General features: G+C 37.4%; 18 protein-coding genes. 6 read left to right on the forward strand and 12 right to left on the reverse strand.

Going from position 1 to position 22,695, the window contains the following annotated elements:
- The first annotated feature begins 91 nt into the window (after positions 1-91).
- The gene (gene rpsJ / locus BC008_RS07455) at positions 92-412 is read left to right on the forward strand and encodes a 30S ribosomal protein S10 (RefSeq protein WP_027840929.1); all 321 of its coding nucleotides are present in this window, start codon (positions 92-94) and stop codon (positions 410-412) included.
- A 969-nt stretch (positions 413-1,381) separates the two neighbouring features.
- Positions 1,382-2,038 carry an LON peptidase substrate-binding domain-containing protein gene (locus BC008_RS07460; RefSeq protein WP_027840930.1) on the forward strand — a complete coding sequence of 219 codons (657 nt, stop codon included), beginning with the start codon at positions 1,382-1,384 and terminating at the stop codon, positions 2,036-2,038.
- A 37-nt stretch (positions 2,039-2,075) separates the two neighbouring features.
- On the opposite strand, the gene pheA is transcribed toward BC008_RS07460, so the two are convergent.
- On the reverse strand, positions 2,076-2,981 hold the full coding sequence (gene pheA / locus BC008_RS07465; RefSeq protein ID WP_027840931.1) for a prephenate dehydratase: 906 nt from the start codon (positions 2,979-2,981) through the stop codon (positions 2,076-2,078).
- A 284-nt stretch (positions 2,982-3,265) separates the two neighbouring features.
- Entirely contained in the window at positions 3,266-4,987 is a 1,722-nt protein-coding gene (locus tag BC008_RS07470; RefSeq protein WP_058183383.1) for a glycosyltransferase family 39 protein, read from the reverse strand.
- 635 nt (positions 4,988-5,622) lie between these two features.
- Here BC008_RS07470 and BC008_RS07475 point away from each other — a divergent pair.
- The gene (locus BC008_RS07475) at positions 5,623-6,210 is read left to right on the forward strand and encodes a DUF1997 domain-containing protein (protein ID WP_027840933.1); all 588 of its coding nucleotides are present in this window, start codon (positions 5,623-5,625) and stop codon (positions 6,208-6,210) included.
- 37 nt (positions 6,211-6,247) lie between these two features.
- Here the strand turns inward: BC008_RS07475 and BC008_RS07480 are convergent, their stop codons facing one another.
- The 4 genes from BC008_RS07480 to BC008_RS07495 form a co-directional block, all read right to left on the reverse strand.
- On the reverse strand, positions 6,248-6,937 hold the full coding sequence (locus BC008_RS07480) for a ribonuclease HII (RefSeq protein WP_058183384.1): 690 nt from the start codon (positions 6,935-6,937) through the stop codon (positions 6,248-6,250).
- A gap of 28 nt (positions 6,938-6,965) precedes the next feature.
- Complete coding sequence (locus BC008_RS07485; RefSeq protein ID WP_027840935.1) at positions 6,966-9,041, reverse strand: Rne/Rng family ribonuclease; 2,076 nt, start codon at positions 9,039-9,041, stop codon at positions 6,966-6,968.
- Positions 9,042-9,613: 572 nt separating this feature from the next.
- On the reverse strand, positions 9,614-12,217 hold the full coding sequence (locus BC008_RS07490; RefSeq protein ID WP_027840936.1) for a TIGR03960 family B12-binding radical SAM protein: 2,604 nt from the start codon (positions 12,215-12,217) through the stop codon (positions 9,614-9,616).
- Positions 12,218-12,374: 157 nt separating this feature from the next.
- Positions 12,375-12,704 (reverse strand): STAS domain-containing protein, encoded by a 330-nt coding sequence (locus tag BC008_RS07495; RefSeq protein ID WP_027840937.1) that lies wholly within the window; start codon positions 12,702-12,704, stop codon positions 12,375-12,377.
- Between the two features lie 430 nt (positions 12,705-13,134).
- Between BC008_RS07495 and BC008_RS07500 the strand changes: the two genes are divergently transcribed.
- Complete coding sequence (locus BC008_RS07500; RefSeq protein ID WP_027840938.1) at positions 13,135-13,329, forward strand: hypothetical protein; 195 nt, start codon at positions 13,135-13,137, stop codon at positions 13,327-13,329.
- 402 nt (positions 13,330-13,731) lie between these two features.
- Here BC008_RS07500 and BC008_RS07505 read toward each other — a convergent pair whose 3' ends face one another.
- Positions 13,732-14,097, reverse strand: a complete 366-nt coding sequence (locus tag BC008_RS07505; protein ID WP_036264485.1) for a hypothetical protein — start codon at positions 14,095-14,097, stop codon at positions 13,732-13,734.
- Between the two features lie 358 nt (positions 14,098-14,455).
- On the opposite strand from BC008_RS07505, the gene clpS reads away from it, so the two are divergent.
- Together clpS and BC008_RS07515 are read left to right on the forward strand one after the other, a co-directional pair.
- A complete protein-coding gene (gene clpS, locus BC008_RS07510; RefSeq protein ID WP_058183385.1) occupies positions 14,456-14,737 on the forward strand; it encodes an ATP-dependent Clp protease adapter ClpS in 282 nt (93 codons plus the stop codon).
- Positions 14,738-14,877: 140 nt separating this feature from the next.
- Complete coding sequence (locus BC008_RS07515) at positions 14,878-15,714, forward strand: CPBP family intramembrane glutamic endopeptidase (protein WP_027840940.1); 837 nt, start codon at positions 14,878-14,880, stop codon at positions 15,712-15,714.
- Positions 15,715-15,854: 140 nt separating this feature from the next.
- Here BC008_RS07515 and BC008_RS07520 read toward each other — a convergent pair whose 3' ends face one another.
- From BC008_RS07520 to BC008_RS51200, 5 genes are all read right to left on the reverse strand, one after another.
- The gene (locus BC008_RS07520; protein ID WP_058183386.1) at positions 15,855-17,027 is read right to left on the reverse strand and encodes a WG repeat-containing protein; all 1,173 of its coding nucleotides are present in this window, start codon (positions 17,025-17,027) and stop codon (positions 15,855-15,857) included.
- Positions 17,028-17,575: 548 nt separating this feature from the next.
- Positions 17,576-18,217: a pentapeptide repeat-containing protein gene (locus tag BC008_RS07525; RefSeq protein ID WP_027840941.1), complete on the reverse strand. Its 642-nt coding sequence runs from the start codon at positions 18,215-18,217 to the stop codon at positions 17,576-17,578.
- 636 nt (positions 18,218-18,853) lie between these two features.
- Positions 18,854-20,257 (reverse strand): DICT sensory domain-containing protein, encoded by a 1,404-nt coding sequence (locus BC008_RS07530; protein ID WP_027840942.1) that lies wholly within the window; start codon positions 20,255-20,257, stop codon positions 18,854-18,856.
- A 325-nt stretch (positions 20,258-20,582) separates the two neighbouring features.
- Complete coding sequence (locus BC008_RS07535) at positions 20,583-22,181, reverse strand: photosystem II high light acclimation radical SAM protein (RefSeq protein ID WP_027840943.1); 1,599 nt, start codon at positions 22,179-22,181, stop codon at positions 20,583-20,585.
- A 288-nt stretch (positions 22,182-22,469) separates the two neighbouring features.
- Positions 22,470-22,695 (reverse strand): hypothetical protein (locus BC008_RS51200; protein ID WP_235595816.1); only part of this gene is annotated, 226 nt, incomplete at its 5' end.

Here is a 22,695-nt window from a genome sequence, read left to right on the forward strand (position 1 = left end):
AGCACAAGCTGCTTTAATAAGCCGAACGATACTCTAATTTTTCAAATAAGCTTTACTAGCTTCTTTCATCTGAACCAGGAAAACTAAAGAAATGGCCACTTTACAACAACAGCAAAAAATCAGAATTCGCTTACAAGCTTTTGACCGTCGTTTACTAGATACATCTTGCGAGAAGATTGTTGATACAGCAAACCGTACCAACGCTACAGCTATTGGTCCTATACCCCTGCCGACAAAACGTCGAATTTACTGTGTTTTGCGCTCGCCTCACGTTGATAAGGACTCTAGGGAACATTTTGAAACACGTACTCATCGCCGTATCATCGATATTTATCAGCCATCTTCTAAAACTATTGATGCTCTAATGAAATTGGATTTACCATCTGGTGTGGATATTGAAGTCAAATTGTAATCAGTTATATTTTTACTAGTTATTAGTTTGCTTTGTTGTTTTATTTGTGGCTGAGTAAGATTTTAAATACTGAAAACTTACATAATAATAACAACTAATAGTCAATCGCATCAAAGTGAGTAGTGAGACGAATAAATAAACCACGTAACAGTTAAGATTGCACTGTTACGTCATATCTGCGGGGAATTATCTCCCGCAGAATTTGTATTTGAACAAAAATGTTGTTAATAAATCCCTGTCTACTAGGAATCATATTTGTGATTCTGGATATGAATTTGTTTCACAATAATTTCTATCATCGCTTTATAAGTTTAAATTCAATACAAAATCTTCAATCTTTATCTAAATAATGTAATGAATTGAGTTGATTTAAGCTTTAGCAAATTAAGTTTTTATAGCAGTAAGTGTATGGGTCAGAAAATTATATTTTGCTATAAAGGGGATAGGAAGCAAAAAATATCCTGAGGCAAAAATATAGTCCTTGATATGTGGAAATTATATGTAATTTTTTTTTATGATTTCTATCAGAAATATAATTGTTAATTTAAAAATCTAGAAATAAAAGAATGCTATCTAAGATTAATTAATATCTAACATTAATTAACTTGTCTTTGTCTACAGATAGCTAATTCATTAGATCTAAAAATCTTAATCACACTTGATTATGTATTCTCAATTGGGCAAATAATATTGAGTTAATAACTTCATACAACCAACAAAAATAAAGTAATAAAAGATACTTAATTGTAAGTCATGGGTTTAAATTTGTAGATATTGAATTGATATTTAGGTACGAAGATTTTTAATCTTCTTATAAAAATATTCTTATTTATGATGTTTCAATCTTTACTAGTGTTTGATATAGATTTCCTCAAGGTTTTTTATAGCCGAATCATAAAATGCTAGAATAGCAAAATACGGGGAATCTAAAAATAACTTTATAAAGATTAAATTTATACCAAGGTTACAATGTCATCTTCTTCTAATATTGCGGTTCGCGAATTACCTCTATTCCCCATAAAGGAGTTAGTGTTATTTCCTTCCAGACCTTTACCCCTACATATATTTGAATTTCGCTACCGGATGATGATGAACACGATCTTGCAAAGCGATCGAAGGTTCGGTGTGCTGATGGTAGATCCAGTAAAAGGCTCAATTGCGAATGTTGGTTGCTGTGCTGAAATTGTTCACTATCAACGTTATCCAGACGATCGGATGAAAATGGTAACTTTAGGACAGCAAAGATTTCGCGTCTTGGAGTACATTCGAGAAAAGCCTTATTACGTAGGGTTAGTAGAATGGATAGAAGACGAGCCACCCAGTCAAGACTTGCGAACAGTTGCAACAGAAGTGGAACAATTGCTGCAAGATGTAGTTCGTTTATCAGCAAAACTCACTGAACAACCAATTGAACTACCAGACGATTTGCCAGAGTTACCTTTAGAGCTTTCATATTGGGTTGCGTATAATCTGAGAAGTGTTCCTTTGGAGCAACAAGCACTTTTAGAAATACAAGATACTGCTGCTCGTTTAGAACGGGAAGCAGAAATTTTAACTTCTACTCGCAATCATTTAGCTGCTCGTACAGTTCTTAAAGACACATTAAATCAAAACTATAGGGGTTAGTTAATACTAAGTACTGGCTAATTATTCTAGTTAGCAGTTAGTTGCTTGACTTGCTAATCTGCAGGACATTGTAACTGCCAAAAACCTTCAGTATTTCTGTATGCTTACTAAGTTCGGTGAGTGCCAATTGTATTTCTGATTGGCTATCATCAGCTTCTAAATCTATAAAAAATAAATATTCTCCTAGGGAGCGTTTAGTAGGTCGAGACTCGATGCGACTGAGATTTATACCAAGTTGAGAAAAGACCTCTAAGGGTTTAACCAAAGCGCCAGGAATATTTGCAGGTAGACTAAAGGCTAATGAGGTGTGAGTGCTTTTAGCAACAGAAGAATGGGGATAAATATCAGGTACGTCAACGTCAACTCTACTAATTATCCAAAAACGAGTGTAGTTTTCTGGACTATCATTAATGCTGCTGGCTAGAATCGGTAAATTATATATTTGCGCCGCACGCTTGGAAGAAATCGTTGCTGTGGTCGATTCTTGATCTAGTATTCCTAATGCTTCAGTTGTAGATTTTGTCGGAATTAGCTGTGCATTAGGTAAGAATGCATTTAGCCATTTCTGACATTGAGCAAGAGCTTGGGGATGGGAGTAAACTTTTTCAATTGTCTCCAAGCTTTTAGCATTTGAGACAAGAGCATGACAAATTGGCATAACTAAGGCTAGATTAATTTGTAAATCATCTAATTGCCATAATGTATCCATAGTGACTCTCACGCTTCCCTCAATAGAGTTTTCTACAGGTATCACAGCTAAATCTGTTTCCTTAGAATCTACAGCGTATAATGTTTCAGCAATGCTGGGATAAGGACACAACTGAGTTTTCACTTCGGCCTTTTCTTTCAGGAAATTAGTATAATTAATAGCAACAGCTTCGGCATATGTACCTAATGGTCCTAAATGGGCAATATGTAAAGTTTTCGGTTCGTCACTTATCATGGGTAATTGGTAGCTAGTAATTAGTGGTTATCAGTAGTTAGCAGTCGCAAATAAAAACAAGTTTTCCTAAAAATAATTTTTCACAAGAAGAATTTTTTAAAATCCATCTCAACTTTACAATTCTCAGGAATGTTTTTCTCGGGTATATTCAAAGTTTAATAGTTCGCCAGATGCACTAATATATTTGAGCCCTAAATTCATGTTACAGATTGGCCAAAAATCTTTCGAATAATTAATCAATTTTGGTGCTATAAATAACTACTAAATATCACAATATGAAAGCATTAATTATTGGCAGCACAACGGTAGAGCTTATATTTGTATTCACCAGCATATGAATTATATTTAGGGTCAAGAAAACAATTTTGAGATTCTAAATCCATTTTTGTGCGAAAGTTAACTAACCACAAATCCAAAGGGCGAGGTACTTGAGTAAGTTGTTTATTAAGTATTTCCATCCCCTCACTGTAAGAGTCTGTTTGAAAATCTTTGTGTACTAAGAAAAACTGCCAATCATTACTAGAAAATTTATCACCAGATAAGCGTTTAAATTCTAGTGCTAAACCCATCATTCTTCCAGTTTGTCCGTGATGTTTGTGACTGGTAGCGATGATAGCTGGGGATTGGGAAGCTTTGTAGATCGTTGGAGCAAGGATATCGGGACGATGATGCTGCAAGTAGCCAATATTCCCAACAACTGTTACTCCTCCCAAAAGGGACATAAAAGCAATAATTCCCACCAACACTCTCTTGTTAATAGCCGAAAAGAATTGATGATTTTGGGAATGAAAGTTTTTTCCTTCCTGCCAGCAAATAGCTAAAGCCGCTGCAAAGACAAGTATAACTGTGGGTGTATAAATAAATTGGAAGCGCGGTGCTAAAGTTAAATCTATACCTAGAAAGTAACTAAAGCTTAAAAATAAAAATATTGCCCCGATAATGTATTCTTTTAAGGAATTACTAATAACGGCAGATGTTGAATTTAATTGTTGAGCTTGTAAAGTACATCTGATGTTATAAATTACCCAACCTAAAAACAGTAGTGTAAATACACCAGAAATTACCACAATCCAAATAGGTACAATAGAAATTGCTGACGGAGGCAATACAAATATACTTATCATCCATAGAAAAAGTCGCCAAATCGGTTCTATGAAATGCGGACTTCCATCAGAGACCCAAGTGGTAAGCTCATTTCCACGAATCTTTGTTAAAATTGGTAACCATACTATAGAAGCACTAAAGGTTCCAAAAGCAACTCCCAACATACGTAACCAGTTTAAACGTATTGACACCCACTTATTACTTTTGATTTGCTTTGCAATGTATAAGAGCAATACACAACCTTGAACGCACAGTGCCAAGCTAAAGAAAAAATGGGTTGCAATTCCCAAAGCATTGACTATAACCCAAGTTAACCCCACCCAAATTGGTAGGCGTCGATGATTACGAGTCACTTCAATTGCTTTCATGAAACAAGACAAAGAAGCAATTAGCAACAAAATAACTAGGGTATAATGACGTGCTTCCCTAGCTAAAAATATATTGTAGGGAGAGACAGCCATTAACGCAGCCGCTATATGTCCTACTAAAGCCGAACGAAAAACTATATATCCGAAACCAAACATTGCTGGAATGGATATAATTCCTAATATGGCACTCAGCGATCGCGCCGCAAAAATAGATGCTAATTCTCCTGGTGGTGAAAAAATTTTCATCCACAAGTGATTAATAATGAAATATATAGGTGGGTGTGTACTTTCACTAAATAAGCGTTCGGTAACATCACTAATTTCTGTATTGGATATTACTTGCAATGGTTGCAACAAGACATCCGCATTAATAATTTGATTGAGGGGTACGTGACGAAATGTGTTACCCAAGCTGAAAACTATGGTGGCACATTCATCAGTCCAAGGTGGTAATTTTTCTAAGCCGATAAAGCGCAGACAACTACCAATAATTATCCATGCCAACAATAACAATAGATGAATGCGCTTGTTCATTATTATAGTTATGAAATGTTTAGCAGTTTTTGATTACTTATCTTGGAGTGGAGCCGATACAAACCTCGGATCTTGAAATATTTTCATTGAGTTTTCAATTACAAAATCTCCACTTTTTTTCCCAAATTCAAAATGAATATTACAACAATCATATTCAGTTTGTGAACAGGTTATGGAATAATTGTTAGCCATTTATATGAAAATAACTATAGAAAAGTAGTTCCAGTGTAATGAACAATTATCGCCCTACTCACTATTACTTATTTTTTCCTTAGTATTTTTTGCTTATATATATTTCGAAAATTGTAAATATAATCAAGGTTGCAAACATGCATTATTTAAATAGTATATATAAACTTTTTGCTCGAGCATTTAACTGTATCCAGACATTACATAAATCACTTATTACTACTTGTGACAAAATTTCCAGATATTTATTAGTATTTTAATTCTGAGGTATTAATTTTAAAGATAAAGATATTTGCAGCTTTTTAGAGCAATGCTATCTCAGCATCTACTTAATGACAAAGTATAGCAAAACATCACATTTCAACAGTGAAAAATACATTAAATATTTTTTATTAATCATGTATTAAAAAATATTAGAATAATTAAATAGTTATGGTTATTAAATTATGGCGACCAAGTTTTTTGCTTCCGAGTCAGTAGAAATTACTGTTACCCGGCAAGCTATTCCCGTTGAGCATTACTTGCGTCAGCCACAAAGATTAGTTAATGCTTTAGTCGATCAAAAGCGGGTTGAACAACTGAGTAGAGAAGTTTTTCGTTTAAAAATGCGTCCTTTACATTTTATGTCTGTAAAAATTCAACCAACCGTAGACATGAAGGTATGGGCACAATCAAACGGCACAATCAACCTAGAATCAATTGCTTGTAAAATCCTTGGTTTAGATTACATTAACCAGCGTTTTAACCTAAATTTAAAAGGATATTTATTACCTATACAGCGCAATGGTGTTACTTACCTTAAGGGCAATGCCAATCTAGAAGTTAGATTAGAACTGCCACCGCCATTTTCTTTCACTCCCCAATTGATTATGGAAAAAACTGGAAATGCCCTGCTCAAAAGCGTCTTAATGACAATCAAGCAAAGATTACTCAATCAGCTTTTGAATGATTATCATTCCTGGGTTAAGTCTCAAACACAGGGACAAAGAATTGACAGTGACAGCACTGAATTTTCTAGCTTGAAATTGGAATAATTATCACTTTATTTTTGATTTGAAGCATCGCAATTAGCTATATCTCTAGATTTATCTTCATTTGTTTTTGACAAGGGCTGAAAGAATGACGGTGCCAAGGCGAAGGCCCATGTTGCTCTAATGCTATCAGGTGAATTTTACTACCGTATCCCTTATTCTTATCTAAGCCATACATGGGGTATTTCAATGCCATTTTTATCATTATCTCATCGCGCCAAACTTTCGCCACAATACTAGCAGCAGCAATTTGGAGCGATTTAGAATCTCCCTTAACTATTGTTTGTTGCTGTTGTTGGGGTAGATCTTTTATCATTTGATTGCCATCAATCAAACAAATTTCCGGCTGAATTTCGAGCCTCGTGATTGCTCGTCTCATGGCTAATAAAGATGCCTGCAGAATATTTATTTCGTCAATTTCTGTGGGAGAAGCACAGCCAATTTTCCAATCTAATGCCAACTCATAAATTTGCTCAGCTAATTTACTTCGACGAGTAGCACTCAGCTTTTTACTGTCATTGATTTTTGCACTAATCAACTCCGGAAAAGCAGTTTGTGGGAGTACGACAGCAGCAGCAACTACAGGTCCAAATAATGCACCTCTTCCCGCCTCATCAACGCCTGCAACAATTTCAGGCAATTTAGATGAAGGGGATAACTCCAGCCACTGGGAATCGCTTGTGGATGTTTGGGAGCCCATGCCAAAAACAGATTTTTGCCTATCAGCCATAAGAATTATTTATGCTTCAAGCCGATTTTTATTCACTTTCTGTAGCAGATGAACGACGGCGACGGCGACGTTTGATACCGGTACTGCTAGATGCACTAATAACCTCAGGTTCTGGTTCTGGCTCAGGTTCTGGTTCTGGTTCTGGTTTTGGTTTTGAAGCAATTACCGGAGTTACCTCTGCTGTACTACTTTCTTCCAATTCAACCTTTGTAGGTGCTGGGGTTTCTACTTCATCGGAATTTTTTACAGGTTTTGGCGCAATAGTAGGTTCTGGATTTTCTGATGTTGCTGTAGAAGCTTGTCCGGGCTGGGTTACATTGATAATTACAGACTTGGGATTTTTTACTTCACGATTTAAAAGTACTAAAGGTGATACTCCCATTAGCGCATAAACGTCTTGTTCTTCCGATGACATCTCCACAGAAACAATTTCTGGTGGTTCGACGACTGATTTAACAGATTCTATTTTACTTACTCTATTAGCAGGGGGGAGGCGATCGCCCCAACCGGCTTTACCAAAAGTAGCTTCTGAAGCTAATTCTGCATCTATGTCCCCATCTTGGTCATTAGCCAAGATTGGAGAATTATTATTAAGCCGTAGTTCCTCTTTGCCATTAGTCCCATTGACACCATTACGACGACGACGGACGCGACGTTTACTACTATCACCAAGTTCGTGATAGCTCGGATGGTTAACCAAATTCAAGGCTGCTAACTCAGATTCGTTATCAAATCCGTCATTAAATCCTTCGTAAGATTCCCGTGGTTCATTAATGCGAGCAGCAGGTAAGCGGGGTTCTTTATGGGGTAAGGAAACAAAACGTTCTGGCGGTACTTCGGTTGGAGCTACAACTTCTGGAGTTTCAGTTTCACCAGGTAGTCTGACAATATGACCTAAACCACCACATGTGGAACAAGTCTTACCAAATAATTCATAAATATTTTGTCCTTGACGCTTACGCGTAAGCTCTACTAGACCCAGTTCTGTAAGCTGAGCGATTTGGGGACGGGCTTTGTCTGCTTTGAGTGCCTTATTAAAATGCTCTAGGACATGCAGTTGGTCGCGCCGCGATTCCATATCAATAAAATCAACAACAATTACACCGGCGATATTACGCAAGCGTAATTGACGGGCAATTTCCGTTGCAGCTTCACAATTAGTCCACAAAACTGTTTCTCTTGCTGTTGCAGAACGTGTAAAGGAACCCGAGTTAACATCGATTACGGTTAGTGCTTCTGTCGGTTCAATAATTACATAACCTCCAGATGGTAAATCTACTCTCGGTCTCAGAGCTTCTTTAACTGCAGCATTAATGCGGAAATATTCCAAAATATCGCTGCGATCGCGGTGGTGATCGATTAATAAACCTTGTGGTGTTTGTCCGCCACTCCAATTTTGTAAGTATTGTTTGACTCGTTTTAACCCAGTACTTGAATCAACCACAATTCGGTTAACATCGGCACCGTACATATCTCGTAGTACCCTTTGGATGAAATCATCATCTCGATTGAGTAATGCTGGTGCGCGGGTAGATTGAGCTTCTTGCTGAATGGTTTCCCATTGTCTTTGCAAAGATTCTAAATCTTCAATAATCGCTTCTTCTGGCTTGCCTTCGGCTTCAGTTCGTACTAACAAACCCATGCCAGCAGGTTTAATCAAAATTGCTAGTGCTCGCAAACGGTTGCGTTCATTTTCATTTTTGATTCGACGGGATAAATTTACACCGCGTCCATAAGGCATGAGAACAACGTAACGCCCGGGTAAAGTAATATTTCCCGTCAATCTTGGACCTTTGGTTCCAGTTGGCTCTTTCATTACCTGTACTGGAACTTTTTGCTGTGGTGCCAATAATTCCGTAATTGCAGCCGAACTGCGCTTAAGTCTGAGTGGTCCGAGATCGGTTACATGAATAAAACCGTTACGTTCTGGGTCACCTATATTTACAAAGGCTGCATCTATCCCAGGTAATACATTTTCTACTACACCTAAGTAAATATCACCAATTTGGTGATGACCCGTAGCAACAACCAATTCTTGTATTTGGTCTTCAGAAAATACAGCAGCAATCTGATGCTGTTCGGCGATAATAATTTGTTTTGTCATTCAATTCCCTCAAAAATTGGCAGCACAAATAGACATGGGGGTTGATTGTTCGAGTTCGCCCTTACAAGCCTGGTTCTGCTGGTAGTAAAAATTACACTTTTTTGCTCTCAAATTTGGCAAGCGGTTGACGTTGTCTTGACGCTCACACGCTTGATTATTCCACAACGGCTGCATAAAATTTTCTAAGCAATTAAATACCCGTCCGTGGTTAATTTTTGATTAAATGCTCTTTCCAATCTTTGGCCAGAGCTTTCCACTGTTGTTTGAAAAAGCATATACTCGGAGAAATAATTAGAGAAGCCGACCCAGTCGCTTGTTTGGTTGCCGATTCACTCGTAGCTATTTTTAAAGAGTGTTTGTCAATCTGCTTCAAGTTTCCTGGGGTCAAATCCGGGAATTTGCACTCTAATATTTTGCTTCCGTATCCTGAATGTCAGGTTAGTGAATCAGCTTACTCAATGCAGCGCCAGAAAATTTCTCTTCATATCATTCTAACGCAACCTTGTCAAAAATCAATTATTTGCTTATGCACTACCTGAGGGCAACTTAGTTCCAATTGCCCTCAGTAAACCTTAAACCGCTAAAACTAGCCGATTGCGGTGAATGTGTAGCAGTTGAAATTCTTCGGAAGCTACTTGCTCTAGCATAAACAAGATTTGGTTGGGACGCAACATTGTGCCATCGTTACGCCATTTTCCTAAATAGCGTAAAACTGCTGTTGAATCACAGAAGTTACTATTCTCTGGGATTAATTCTAATTCCAATAAGCGTTCGCACAGATTTACCAAGTAAGTTTTGCCTGATTTAGTTGTTTGTTCCCATAATATTTCGTCCTTACTGTTAATTATGTCAACCCAATTTTGCCATTGTGTAACATTTGGCTGTGTATTGAGAGCAGCTATTGTTATTTGATATTCAGCAGATTCTAGAACTTGGGCTGCTTTTTCGGATTTTACATCCAGTTGGATAACTTTATATACCGGAATATTTACAGGTAGTATTTGAGTTAGTTTTTGACGAAATACTTCTACATCAATTGCCTCAGTCAATTCAAAATCAACAATTTCGCCGCTACTTGTAACACCCAAAGGTAAAGCATTAGCTGGAGATATTCTAGGTTGTGGATTATACCCGCCGGTAAAAGATATGGGTAATTTGGCACGTCTCACGGCTCGATCAAGCAACCGCATTAAATCTAGGTGACCAATCAACGCCATATCATCTTGCTTGCCAAACCAAACTCGTATTTTTTGAGCTTTAGTTGTATTGGGCACAAAATCACCGGAAAATTCTGGGATTAGTGGTGCCTTGATCGCAATATTATGACCAAATTCGGGACTGCAAACACCGCAATGGGAACAACCATCAAAGGAACAATCGGGTACTACGATCGCTTCTAAGGCACGTTGCAAATCTTCCTTGAGCCACCTTTTATCAATTCCTGTATCTATGTGGTCCCAGGGTAAAGGTGCATCAAGCCGATGGTCGGAATCTTTACCTTCGCCTTCCATTACATTCCATTCACCATTTTCAACTTGGCGATATTTCCAATCCAATCCAGATTCAGCAATGGCTTCTCCCCAAGCAGCAAAAGCTTTATCTAGACTTTCATACCAAGAATCCATACCTGCTCCTAATTCCCAAGCACGCTTTAAGACTGGAGCTAAGGAGCGATCACCTCGACCAATGAAATCTTCCATCGCTGAAATCCGTACATCGGTAAAGTTGACTTTTACTCCTTTCATGCGGCGAAATTCTTGCCTCAGGATGTCTTGTTTGCGTTTAAACTCGGAAGTAGAAACCGAATGCCATTGAAATGGCGTATGGGGTTTAGGAGTAAAATTAGAGACAGTCAAATTAAACGAAAGTGTTTTTCTACCCTTAGCCCAGCATTCTCTTCTGAGCCATCTTACTGTTTCGGCTATACCTAATACATCAACATCTGTTTCTCCAGGTAAACCAATCATAAAATAAAGCTTAATTTTATCCCAACCTTGCTCCCTGGCAGTTTTGATACCCCTGAGTAATTCTTCGTTGGTCAAGCCTTTATTAACGATATCGCGCATTCTTTGGGTTCCCGCTTCTGGAGCAAAAGTTAGTCCTCCTTGTCGGGTACCGCCAAGAATACGAGCAATATTTTCGTCAAATCTATCAACTCTTTGAGAAGGAAGAGAAAGAGAAATATTTTCATCTTTGAGGCGATTTCTAATTTCCGTCCCTACCGCAGGTAAGGACAAATAATCAGAACAACTCAGAGACAGTAGGGAAAATTCTCTATGACCTGTTTGGCGCATTCCCTTCTCAATCGCATCAACCACTTTATCTGGTGCGACATCCCGTGCAGGTCGGGTAAGCATTCCTGGCTGACAAAAGCGACAACCACGGGTACAACCCCGGCGAATTTCAACTATTAAGCGTTCGTGGACTGTTTCTACATAAGGGACCAGTCCAATAGAGTAAGCCGGTATTGGGGTTGCAACACGGCGAATAATTCGCTTTGGTACATCGGGGCGCTTAGGAGTAACTGACCCGTCAGGGTTCATTTCATAGAACTGCGGAACGTAGACGCCAGGGACTTGTGCCAAATCTAATAATAATTCTTTGCGGCTAATTTTAGCTCTTTTACCTTCTTCTAAAATTAAGCCGATTTCTGGTAATAATTCTTCACCGTCTCCCAAGGCAAAGAAATCAAAAAAGTCGGCATAGGGTTCGGGGTTAGATGTTGCGGTTTGTCCACCTGCAAATATCAAGGGGAAATGATTTCCCTGATTTCGTTCCTCCCATGTTAAAGGGATTCCCGCTAAATCTAACATTTCTAAGATGTTTGTCGCTCCCAGTTCATAACTGAGACTAAAGCCAAGAATATCAAATTCCTTTAAATCTCGTTTCGATTCGACAGCAAACAAAGGTGTATTCGTGCTTCGCAATTTACCCGCCAGGTCTTTTCCTGGTAGGTAAGAGCGATCGCACAACTGCCGAGGCTGGGAATTTATGATGTTATAGAGGATGATGTGACCCAAATTGGATGCACCGACTTCATAAACTTCTGGGTAGGTTAAAACCCAGCGAATTTCAGCTTCATCCCAAGGTTTGTGTACTGACCCAAGCTCGTTACCTAAATAGCGAGCTGGCTTCGCAATATCCGGTGTAATTAATTTTTCTACTGCAACAGACACTGTGCTAATCTGCGTGCTAACTTACAGCTAATCACTACCAACCTTAGCATTTATTAAGTGTCTGAAGATATGGAAATCAGTTAAATTCCAGAGTTTTTTTTTATTTTAGGTGTTGATGTTTACACAACGGCGCAAATATCATTGTGATATCTGTGAATTATGCACTGAATAATATTTTTTGGTTTTCAAAAATTTCGAACACTCGATCTAATTGAGTAAGTTCAAAAATAATTTTGATAGATGGGGATACGCAACATAAACCCAAACGCTTTCCCAAGTTTTGAGCTAACTTAAGTGCAGATACCAATGACATTAATCCAGAGCTATCTAATAGTTCCACTTTTTCTAGATTTACTAGCAAAATTTGATTGTTCTCGTGTCTTAAAGCTGTTGTTAAGTCACGCTCAAATTCCAAAGCGTTAACAGCATTTAAATTATCTTGGGGTTTAATAATTGCAACTGTGGTATGGCTAAGTACTGCTTGCATAGTCAATTCCTATCAGAGGCGTCAAAAAAAAACAGGTTAGATGTATTTGACCATAATCTTTTTATGTTCACATCGACCATTCGTCTTACACCTCTTTGCGGAATCTTTATTAGTCTAATGGCTCTGTTTAAAGATTGTTATAATTCTATCCCCAAAAGTATTACCGTATACTTTTTGTTAGATTGAGTAGAAACAAATTTAAATGATTGGGTGTAACATATTATTCTAGTTAAACACATAGCTAAATTAAGATTAAGAAAGCCTAAAATCTGCTGCTGTCAAGGATAAATCGTAATTGCATAAACCTAAGTATTACAAGTATATTCGTCTTGTTTGTGATTCATGTCACTGTTTATCTGAGATCTCGATCGCGTTTTATACTGAAGTCATGCTTGGATAATTAGTATTAAATACACTTTACTTATTTTTTATGGAAACTAAATACGCTATTCGTCAACTAGTTGCTAGAGCACTAGATATCAAAAAATTAACACTAGAAATCGAGAATGAGATTAATTTGGAATTGACTACTCGGGGTTATATTTCTGACGTTGACTACGAAGCTTTAGAGCTATTAATGGCAGAGATGGATGCTGGTAGAATAGCTCTATGCAGAAGTATTTGAGGAAGATTTAGATGAATTTAAATCATCCGAATCTAGTTGAAGTTCTGGAACAATTATTAAATTATATTTTGGGATAATATATATATCAGATATGTAGTAGTTGTTATAATATATGAGACATTTTCTCAGTAAATATATTTATCAACATATTTTGTAAAATTGTTAAATACTTACTGTCTAATAATTTTTGTATGCTAGATGATATTTTACTTATTCTAGTTTCATTTTTATTTACTCATTCTACATTTAATTTAGAAAGAGAGTTGAATAAAATTTAAAAATATTATTTCGGTTTAAATAGACACAAAAATAATAATTTGATTTTAGGCTTATTTATAATATCTATTTTCATCGTAATTGCATTTAGCAGTCTGGAACTACAGCGATAGGTCAATTCGATAATCATTTTTCGTCAGAGAGGTTAGCATTTTTCTGGCTTTGCCAAACACGATGAATAAATTCGTTGAGTTTTTGCTTGCAAATGCTGGGAGTCATTTCGCTTTTTGACCCTTCTTGGGAAATTTGACAGATCGAGTTTATTACTTCTACATCCAAAGCAGGATAAAATAAACTGATAGACCATAATAAGTCAAAAGCTTCTTGAAGGCCAGTTATCTGTGGTTCCTCATCACCAGATTTTACTTCTAGAAACAAAGGACGTACCCAACACAACTGACGGGAAGCAACAACCTGAATGACCTCTGCATACAGACGAGTATCACCTTCCTGTAAATACACAATTTGTCCCGCTTGAAATTTTTGGGTCATATTATTAATTGTATTATTACTAAATATCGCGAGGAAATATTAATAATTTTAGATAGGCTAAGTAAGGTGTTTGAGTGAAAATAAAAAAATCTGCTAGCGTTTTAGTGCTGGGAACTGCTTTTGTACCTTGAGTTTTAGAAATTTTTGTTTGCGCATATGTGGTTTGAAGCAAACTTCGAGGTCATAATATTCTAGTCTTATCGCTATATTGAGAAAACACAAATTTTCAAGACAGTGGATACATTTTGTGAAAACAAGATTCATGGTTAAAATGTTATAAGATAAGTTAAAAAGTGTTAAGTAACCATAAAACATCAGCCTTCTTGTCGTACATCTACTGAAAAAAAAGTAAAGAGCCGTGTCAGTCGAAACTATAGAAAAGCGTTCTACGTCGAGAAAGATAGCGCCTCGGTACCGCGTTCTGCTTCATAACGATCCATTTAATAGTATGGAATATGTGGTCCAAGTACTGTTAACGACAGTACCAAGTCTCACTCAGCCACAAGCAGTAAGCATAATGATGGAAGCTCATACTAGTGGCGTAGCATTAGTAATTACTTGCGCACTGGAGCATGCGGAGTTTTACAGTGAGACTTTAAAAGAAAATGGTTTGACTAGTACGATCGAACCGGAAGATTAGGATTTAGTTGCTTGGGATTGTGAAACTGTAATAACTTCCTTGGCGTCAAGCTAAAACATGCCAAGAAAAAATCATTAATAAATAAGCGTTAATGTTTATTGATTTCGTTATTATTAGTTTTGCGATCGCTGTAACTTGTCATGAAAAAATACTTTGCAATTTTAGCCCAGCGCTCTTTTGGGATCAGACTGGGTAGTTTTATTTTATTTCTATGTTTGCCATGGTTACCATATGCAGCATTAATTTATTTTTTGGTTGATGACAGTAACCTGCAAACGATTGTAACAATGGTACCCTTGGCAATTTGGTTTTTTCTGTTTTTGCCTATTTGGGGTAAGTACGTTTGCCAACAAAAACGTATATTTGAGTATTACGGTTTAGAGTTTAGTCGCCGTAATGGTGTTGAGTTGTTACGGGGTTTGGCTATTGGGGTAATCAATATTTTAATTTTATTTTCTTTGCAAGGGATAATGGGTTGGTTAGTATGGCAAGAACCATCTATTTCCTTGCTAAAACTTATTTTAGAAGGATCGCTTACTGGTTTAGGGGTAGCGCTCGCAGAGGAGTTATTTTTTCGCGGATTTATATATGATGAACTCCAAAGAGACTATAAACCTTCTGTGGTGCTTTGGAGTAGTTCTCTTATATTTGCCGTTGCTCATTTTATCAAGCCCCTTCCAGAAGTAATCCAAAGTTCGCCACAATTTTTAGGTTTACTTCTATTAAGTTTAGCTTCTGCTTTTGCAAAACGAAGTTCTCGAGGACGTCTCGGTTTATCAATAGGGATTCATGGAGGTTTAGTTTGGGGTTATTACATTATTAATGTTGGCAAACTAATCGAATACTCTGGTTCTGTACCAACATGGTTTACAGGCGTTAATAATAACCCTTTGGCTGGAATCATGGGTTTGGTAGGTCTGACGATTTTGACTTTGTGGATGAGAATGAGCTATCGCTCAAAACTCTCAAATCTTTAAGCTCCTAACTGGGTATAAAATTCTTAAGATAAATCCCAAAAGTCTTAATTTAGTAATCAAAATAGTAAATTAAGATTTGCTGCAATTTAATAGTTGCATACAAACTTCAAAATTTAGTTTTAGCTTCTTTTCTGCTATTTTTAATTTGTAGAAGTACTAATGTAACCCCATTGGGAACCAATTTTGACCCACGCAAGTTTTACTTTTTGGTCAACACCCAATCTATCAACTGTAAAATCAGTGGCATGATCGAATTGGGGTTCGATAACTATTTGACCAGTAGTATCAATGTATCCCCATTTATCATTTATGTTTACCCGTGCTAATCCTTGGGAGAAAATACCAACATCGTCAAATTTAGCTGGAATAGCCATTTGACCTGTTTTAGTAATGTAGCCATATTTGCCTTCTTTCCATACGTAGGCTAACCCCTCGGAAAATATTCCTGCATCCTGAAATACTGGCTTGATCGCAAATTTACCAGTTTTATCAATATAACCCCAGTGGTGATTGATACTAGCTAAGGCTAAGCCTTCAGAAAATTTCCATGCTTGAGTAAATATAGGTTGAACAATTAACTTACCACTTTGGTCAATATAACCCCATTTATCGCCTAATTTAACTTCTGCCATGCCTTCAGAGAAGTAAGAAGCTTGATTAAACTTGGGAAGAATAACAAATTTACCGCTTTTGTCGATGTAACCCCATTTCTGTTCTAATTTGACTGGAGCTAATGCTTGTCTGTTTACAGCCTTTGCCTGGTTATCTACAGCAAAAGACATTACGGCTTTAAACTTGGGCTTAATAACTATTTGACCAACTCTGTCGATATAGCCCCATTTATCACCATTGCTAACTTTTGCTAAACCTTGGGAGAATTCTCCAGCAGAGTCGAATTGTGGTTTAATTACCATTTGGCCATTTCTATTGATGTAACCCCACTTATCACCGATGCTTACCCGTGCTAACCCTTCAGAAAATTCTTCTGCGGCGTCAAAAAGTGGTTTTATAGCTACTCGACCATTTTTGTCAATATATCCTTTTCGGTAACCAATATATACTGATGCCAATCCTTCAGAGAAACTACCAACATACTTAAATTTTGGTTGAATTTTATAAGTAAAATTACTAGTACTTTTTAAAACTCTATTCTTTAGTTTGAGAATATGTAAGTTTTGAGGTGATAAAGTTTCTGATTGGACTAATTTAACTGGCAATAAAGTTAACCAACTGAGAGTTACAGTGCTAGTAATGATAAACAACTTTAGCCGCTTACGTATAGTCTGGGATTTCACACGGGATAGGACAGCCATAAACTTATTTGTATCAAATTTTTTCGTTCCTGTTAAAACCTATCTTCAGCAAGAATAGCAGTTTTAACAAAAATTTCTGGGCTTCAAAGACTTTTACTTGCTAAAACTCATCGTATCTGTAATGGTTTTCTTCCAGGTATAATTACGCTTTTTCCTCCGTATATGTTCCCTGAAATTTTTCATGAAAGAAAATTAAGCTCTTATCAGTTTGACTTTTGTTAGCAAAGCGTATGCGCAGGACATAACTTGAATGTTACTAACCGCATATCAAAACTATGTGTTAGCGGATCCGTAGGCAATACCTAGGGCTGCGCTACCTTGAGGATCTGGTACGCTGCGCTAGCTACGCGCTTACCCACTAACACTGTAAGGTGCGGCTATAATGAATGACCTAGCTGTGTTAATTTTGTGTAAATTCTACTAGATATTCAAACACCTTCAAAAATTGGCAAATACTGTTTAATTTGCGATTTTTGAAGGTGTTTAGAAGTAGTTAAAATTATTACAAAAGAAAAATTGAACTTAATCGATGATCGTGAAGAGAGAACTTAAGAAATATTTTCTGTTGCAATAGTTCCAGCCAAACAAGCTCCATTCAGATTAACTCCTTTGAGGTTTGTACCTTCCAATTCTGCACAGAGTAAATTCGCCCCTGTGAGGTTTGCACCTGCAAGGTTGGCTTTACGCAAGTCAGCTTCTTCTAAATTTGCTTCTCCCAGTAGGGCTCCTTGTAAATCTGCACCACTTAAATCTGCGCCTTTAAGGTTAGCTGCTGTCAGATTAGCTCCTCGCAGGTCTGCACCTCGCAAATCAACACCTTGTAAATTGACGTTCATTAAGTTTGTACCACTTAAAAAAGCTCCGGTTAAAGAAACATCATTGAGCCTAGCCCCCATAAAATTAGCTCCCCGCAAATTACTACCGCGTAAGTCCGCACTAGTTAAATCCGCTTGCATCAAATTAGCTCCCATAAAGTTAGCTCGCAAATTTGCTTGATGTAAATTTGCGCCCATTAAATTTGCGCCTTCTAGATGTCCGCCTTCTAGATTAGAATTAGTTAAATTTATACCAACAAGGTTTGCACCAGCTAAATTGATTCGATTTAAATCTAATTGCGATAAATCTTCATCTTCTAAATTTACTCCGGGGAGTTGTTTTAATTGACCAGATTTAATTGCTTCTATATTCATTTTTTTATTAACTGACTTTGATTGAGTGCTTTATTGGGTTTTACCACAAGCTACTAACTTTGAAAGTAGAAAGTTTTCGATAAGTTATATTACCTATGCTCAAAATGATAGTAAGGTTAACCTTGTATCAAAAATTAAGTCAGATGAGAATGTGAGAATTTCTACAACTCAACGTTCCCGTCACTGGGTGTAAGGTAAGTATCCAATATAAGATACTAACTCCCAAGAAGGGGAAGTCAAAATATGACCTGTGGTCACGCTAGAGTCTGCGACGTTGGCAGATCCGCAAGGTGACCTTAATCAGAGACTATAGCTGTGCTACCCACGGATCCGCCGATGCCGTAAAAGCTCTAGCCTCTAGCTGCGCTACCTCCGGATCCGCTAACAACAGTATTAAACCGTTAATTAACCCCCTTGCAATGAAATAAAATAACACATTTACTGGCTTTTGACATTGGCTGAGATCTTTGCTGTGTAGGGGTTACAAAATGTGGAATTTGACGACAGGGAAAATTGAAATACGGCAAATTTGATTTTTGCTGGGTGTATTGAATTTAGGAGCAAATCAGTTGAAGAACCAGATAAAAGCCTAAATGCAAATTAAATTAAATTAAATTAAATTAAATTCAAGCAAGTTCAATCAAATTTTGTTGATTCTAATTTTTGATCGCTAACTCGAGCGTCGCTATCGGCTTTAGAATCAATTAACCACATTCTGGAACTAAATTTCGGTGTATTGGTAGGTAATTCTAGTCCTTGCTGTAAACCCATAACCAACAGAGTCAAAGCATCAACTAATTTCGGATCGAAGCGGTAAGATTGTTGCTCCTTACATTCTTCCAAGGCTTGTGTGAAAACTTGTTCTCTACTTTGTCCAGAATTTTTTTTCTGATTAACTCGGTATTGGAAATCTGAAACTAAGGCTAAAATTCTCGATTCTAAGGGAATTTCATCCCCTGTTAATCTTGCTGGTTCTCCAGTACCATCCCACCATTCTGTTTGATGAGTTATAATTTGGGCGATCGCACGCAACCGGGGCATTTTACGTAAAACTTGCGCTCCCGGTACCAAGGGACAAGTCAAAGGAGTGCTAGGTGAATTTTCTTGATAACGCGTGCTAACCCCAGGAGTAAGAATGCTTTGACTTCTTTGTAATGGATCTATACGATGCAACCAAGCAGCAAGTCGTAGTCGCTTAATTTGCCATGCTGGTAATTCTAAAAGTTGAGCTAAGGTTTCTGCAAGGGAAACTACCTCTGCAGCAGCCATTGGATTATTAATATCAGCTTGATCCATTAATTGCGCCATGCGCAAAAATGCCTGAATTTCGTTGGAAATTAAATTACTATCTAAGGCTTCGTGACGTAAAGCCGTAGGTGTACCAAGTTTTTCTTGCCCAGTTTGTAGATATTCCACAACGCGAGAAACCACCGTTGCATATTCTTCTGGGGTAGCTACCGCCGTTTTAATTTTCTTCTGAGCTTGCAGAAGTTTTTGCTGAAGTTCGGGGTTGTAATTGCCAATATGCTTAATGGCTAAATCTGCTGTTTGCTTAACCAATGTTGGTTCAAATGTCCACAAACCATAGAATTTTCGTTCTACATCTGACTCCGGCTGTCCTCCCGCTCCATAATCTTCTGGCGATAATTCTTGGCACAGAACCATTGCTGTGTAATTTGGGGATAGGATAATTAAGTGCCATTCTTGGGCAACAGGATCTGATGTATCTAAAGGAACCAAGTCAACATTGGCTAGTTTACTGGTTGGATGTTCTGTCCAAACTGTATCCGGTGCTGCCATAATCGCAATATGACTAGAATGCTTAGCCATATCTGCATATCTTTCGGCCTCTTCGAGATACCATTTACCTTGTTGAAAGGCTGTAATAACTATTGGCGAACTCTCATCGGATAAAATATGATCTTCAAGGGCATGACATAAAGAAACAAGAGTATTTTTGTAATATACTCCTAGTTTTAATGATGTTTTCTGATGGCGATGAGCCGTTTCTAGTTGGTCGAGAATTGAGCCTTTTAACATAGGTATGGTAAATCAACTTGAAATAAATAAACTTTTTAGAAATTTAAATAAAGTAACTATTTAGAAAAAATTAAAAGTCTTCTCATAATAATTTAGTTTACTGCCATACCAATGATTTTTGTTACATACCACAATAATGTCTTTACATTCACTTGGTACTTTCAAGATTTAACTCTGTATGTAGGCGCTCTGTATCTTTATGATTTTATCTTTCTACTTCCTATCCTTTCTACTTCCTATCATAGATAAATCAACCATAAAGACACAGGAGCACGAACATTTTCACCGACTTTACGGAATAATTACACGGGGAATAACTTAATAATTAAGATATTTTTGCCAGTTGTTTGGGTTTTAACTTTTGCTCGATTGGTGCTGTTAATGCTTCTTCCAATGGCGCACAACCCAGTTTAGCTTCCAAAATATTCATAACTTCCCGCCCAAAATCGTTGGGATTTTCCCGCATGGCTTGCAAGCAGACTTTGCCAAAGAAGGAGCCGAGTGGTTCTGGGTTCCAAAGTAGTTTTCTTGCAGTCCATGGTAACAGGAGCATGGGATTATAACCTGGTTTGAGAATATCCTCTTTAAAAGCGTATTCTTCTAAGTGGGTATGGGGTTGTAGTCCAATGAAGAAGATTGCGGGTTCGACTTTATCCGCACCAAAAATTCGTTCGAGTTCCCGATGATAAGCTATGGTTTGGCGAATTGTTTCGATGCGTTCGTCAATGACGTTAAAGGAGTAGTTAACAGAAACTAAATCATTGAAACCAGCAGCTTTGAGATCCCGACAGTTTTGTAAAACTGTTCGTAGGTTATAACCCATACGCATTTTCCGGACTAACTCTTGGGAACCACTGGTAATACCGATTTCAAAATAGTTCATTCCAGTTTTTACCATCAATTCGCACAATTTAGGCGTCAAGTTATCAGCACGGATATATGCTGCCCAATGAATGTCCGTCATTCCCGAATCAACGATTTTTTGTAATAGTTCTACTGCATCGTCGATAAATCTTTTGGCTGGAATAAATTGAGCGTCGGTAAACCAGAAGTTGCGAATTCCCCGATCATATAGTTGGCGCATTTCTGCAACAACTTCATCTGCAGGATTTATACGTACTTGTTTCCCTTCCACTACTGTATAAACGCAGTAGCAACAGTTATGAGGACAACCACGCTTAGTTTGTACGCCAATGTAGAAGTCGCTTTCTTGCAGATAATAATTAAAGTCTGGCCAAATACTTTCGATATATTCGTAATTACAAGCTGTTTTTTCTAGGGGAGTTGGTGCTTCGTGAATTAATCGTTGACGTGGTTGATTTTCTCCTACTACATAGCAGCGTTCGTCACTAAAGTCTTGACCGCTAAGGAGTTTTTCGAGTAGTGCTTCCCCTTCACCAACGGAAACTATCGAACCTTTGGGGAGGCTTTTATTCAATTGCTCATAATATATGCTTACCGCACCACCACCAACGATAACGCGGACATCTTTGTTGTATTGCTGAGCGCGTTTTAAACCACGTTTAATCAAACTCTGGTTTTGCCAAAGTTCTGTGTAAAAACTTTTGAGCATTTGTAAGCCGCCCAACGCACCATGCAATTTCACAAAGGGATTTTTGGCATAGAAAATCTCAAAAGAATACTGTAATGGATTGCCACCTCGTCCACCTACAGGAGCAAAAATGTGAATATCTCGCCAAGAATAAATTAGTAAAGATGGCTTAAACTCATCAATACAATTTTCTAAAGCAGAAGCATAATCTAAAGGTGGTATTGTTCCCAAATCGAAGATTCGCTGTTCGATTCCGGGAAATAATTTGTGTACGTGGTCTGCAAGGTAGACGACCCCAATTGGGAAGATAGGATTACATGGGAGACGGACGTAGAGAATTCGACAATCCATAGCGGGTTCTTTGATTTTCATCTTGCCTTGATTTAACAGTTTTTGGACTAAAGATTTAGGAGAAAATTAATCAGCTTTGATTATCGGTAGTCTTTCAATCGATACCTGTAGATGATTAGAAATTTAGTAAGTTTTATTAAAATTGTTTAAGTCATGAAAATCAGTCATCAACCTTAAAAATACGAGAAGAAATTTGTTTTTTGTATTTTGCTCTTATGATAAACAGCTAAATATCAAACCAAGTTTCAAATAAGTAAATATGCTTATCGGAATTTTCTCACGGAAAACCAAAGTTCTCAGTTTGTTAAATTAATCCTGTGTATAGGTAAAGTTTTGTGAATTTATCTGAGCCATAGCTTTACGATAACACTCTTGCAGCGAAGATTTAACCGTCGGAGAGCTAAAAACTTTCAAACGTAAGTCCCTTACGTGGGTAGGTGAGCGAAGAAGTATAGCAATCGCCAGCTTAGTTAGGACGTAAGGTAAGATAGATCGAGAAGTGATTAGTCTGGACAATTCCAATGGCAAGGTCTTA

Source organism: Mastigocoleus testarum BC008 (assembly GCF_001456025.1).
Classification (GTDB): Bacteria; Cyanobacteriota; Cyanobacteriia; order Cyanobacteriales; family Nostocaceae; genus Mastigocoleus; species Mastigocoleus testarum.

Coding starts and splice junctions, on each gene's coding strand:
- rpsJ (WP_027840929.1), top strand. CDS start 92: ATGGCCACTTTACAACAACAGCAAAAAATCAGAATTCGCTTACAAGCT.
- BC008_RS07460 (WP_027840930.1), top strand. CDS start 1,382: ATGTCATCTTCTTCTAATATTGCGGTTCGCGAATTACCTCTATTCCCC.
- pheA (WP_027840931.1), bottom strand. CDS start 2,981: ATGATAAGTGACGAACCGAAAACTTTACATATTGCCCATTTAGGACCA.
- BC008_RS07470 (WP_058183383.1), bottom strand. CDS start 4,987: ATGAACAAGCGCATTCATCTATTGTTATTGTTGGCATGGATAATTATT.
- BC008_RS07475 (WP_027840933.1), top strand. CDS start 5,623: ATGGCGACCAAGTTTTTTGCTTCCGAGTCAGTAGAAATTACTGTTACC.
- BC008_RS07480 (WP_058183384.1), bottom strand. CDS start 6,937: ATGGCTGATAGGCAAAAATCTGTTTTTGGCATGGGCTCCCAAACATCC.
- BC008_RS07485 (WP_027840935.1), bottom strand. CDS start 9,041: ATGACAAAACAAATTATTATCGCCGAACAGCATCAGATTGCTGCTGTA.
- BC008_RS07495 (WP_027840937.1), bottom strand. CDS start 12,704: ATGCAAGCAGTACTTAGCCATACCACAGTTGCAATTATTAAACCCCAA.
- BC008_RS07500 (WP_027840938.1), top strand. CDS start 13,135: ATGGAAACTAAATACGCTATTCGTCAACTAGTTGCTAGAGCACTAGAT.
- BC008_RS07505 (WP_036264485.1), bottom strand. CDS start 14,097: ATGACCCAAAAATTTCAAGCGGGACAAATTGTGTATTTACAGGAAGGT.
- BC008_RS07515 (WP_027840940.1), top strand. CDS start 14,878: ATGAAAAAATACTTTGCAATTTTAGCCCAGCGCTCTTTTGGGATCAGA.
- BC008_RS07520 (WP_058183386.1), bottom strand. CDS start 17,027: ATGGCTGTCCTATCCCGTGTGAAATCCCAGACTATACGTAAGCGGCTA.
- BC008_RS07525 (WP_027840941.1), bottom strand. CDS start 18,217: ATGAATATAGAAGCAATTAAATCTGGTCAATTAAAACAACTCCCCGGA.
- BC008_RS07530 (WP_027840942.1), bottom strand. CDS start 20,257: ATGTTAAAAGGCTCAATTCTCGACCAACTAGAAACGGCTCATCGCCAT.
- BC008_RS07535 (WP_027840943.1), bottom strand. CDS start 22,181: ATGAAAATCAAAGAACCCGCTATGGATTGTCGAATTCTCTACGTCCGT.